Raw genomic sequence first — 1,464 nt, forward strand, 5'->3', positions numbered from 1 at the left:
AAGTTCCTCACAAAGCTCATTTACCGGCTGCTGGGCATGAACAAAAAGATGGCGCAGTACCGCGATGGGCAGAAGTTCGTGCAGCATATTGTGGATGCGGTCGGCATGGAACGCTTCAACGTCGTGTGGGAGCGGCCCGAGAACCTGCCGACCGAGCGGGAGATTCACAACCCCGACGCCTGGATCAAACGTGTGCTGGACGAGGACGCCAAGGTGGTTGTAGCTGGTGGTGGGGACGAAGAGAATACCGCGTAATCCCAGAACGGGTTATATGACAAAACCGCGTGTTTCGTGACAATTTTTGTCACATAAAATGTCACGAAACATGGGGTGTTTATATGGTATATATGCACGTAAATCCCCGGTATAAAGCGGGACTAATTGCCGTGAGTCTTATATTTATGTGACAAACTTACGTGACAAAACTCTAGATTTACATGACATTTTGTCACGTAAAACCCTTTTACGTGACACTTTATGTGACAAAACCGAGCATTATTTCAATACGCCAGCGTGCTTGATAATGCGTAATTCGCTGCTGCGTCTGCCGCGAGGATCAAAGGGATTTGCGAATAGATTTTGTCGTAGCGGCATATACAACAGAGAAGGACAACACATGCAACATGGACGGCAGGGGCGGCTGCATCCGGCGGTGGGGAAGGCTCGCCGGGAACTGGCGCGTGCGCTGACGAACCTGCTGGGTGAAGGCGCCATCAAGGGGACCGGGCGTGCGCGGCGAGGCTCGACCGTATCGCAGCAGGGCGCAGAAACCGAGAAGCCCCTCGTGCTGGTTGCGTGCAGCGGCGGGCCAGATTCGCTCGCGCTTGCCTGTATTGCCGCGCATTTTGCGCGTCGTTCCGATGTGCGTGTGGGCGCCGTCGTGGTCGATCACGGACTGCAAGCCGACTCCGCCGAGGTTGCCGCATCCACCGCAGAAACCCTCACGAACCTGGGGCTGCACCCTGTACTCACGGAGCGCGTGCAGGTTCCGCAGGGCAGCATGGGCCCCGAAATGGCGGCGCGAACCGCCCGGTACGGCGCCTTTGAACGTGCGGTGCATAATACCGGCGCACGGGCTGTTCTGCTGGGGCATACCCTTGACGACCAGGCGGAAACCGTGCTCCTGGGGCTTGGGCGCGGTTCGGGCACACGCTCCCTCGCAGGAATGCCGCCCGTGCGCATCGAAAACGGAGTCACCTACCTGCGGCCCTTCCTCGCGCTGCGCCGCGCCGACATGCTGAATATTTGCGAAGCCGAAGGGGTCGCCCCCTGGAACGACCCCACCAACACTGACCAGACGCTCATGCGCGCGCGCATTCGGCACACTATCCTACCGTTCCTGCAAGAGCATCTTGGTGGGGATGTGGCACTCTCCCTGGCGCGAACCGCCGCAGTCGCCGGGCCTGATGCCGAATATTTGGATGCGCTCGCCGCCGCTGAATACGCCCGCCTGAAGCTGCCCGC

Annotated in this window: 2 protein-coding genes; both read left to right on the forward strand. The window is 59.0% G+C overall.

All coding sequences use genetic code 11. The features are described 5' to 3' along the window. The coding region (locus HMPREF2981_RS06730; RefSeq protein WP_210398821.1) for a zinc-dependent metalloprotease at positions 1 to 255 on the forward strand (255 nt) is incomplete at its 5' end. Between the two features lie 361 nt (positions 256 to 616). Further along, positions 617 to 1,464, forward strand: an 848-nt coding sequence (gene tilS, locus HMPREF2981_RS06735) for a tRNA lysidine(34) synthetase TilS (protein WP_070661854.1), incomplete at its 3' end; no start/stop codon positions are given.

Source organism: Rothia sp. HMSC069C01 (assembly GCF_001814655.1).
In the GTDB taxonomy this organism is placed as follows: Bacteria; Actinomycetota; Actinomycetes; order Actinomycetales; family Micrococcaceae; genus Rothia; species Rothia dentocariosa.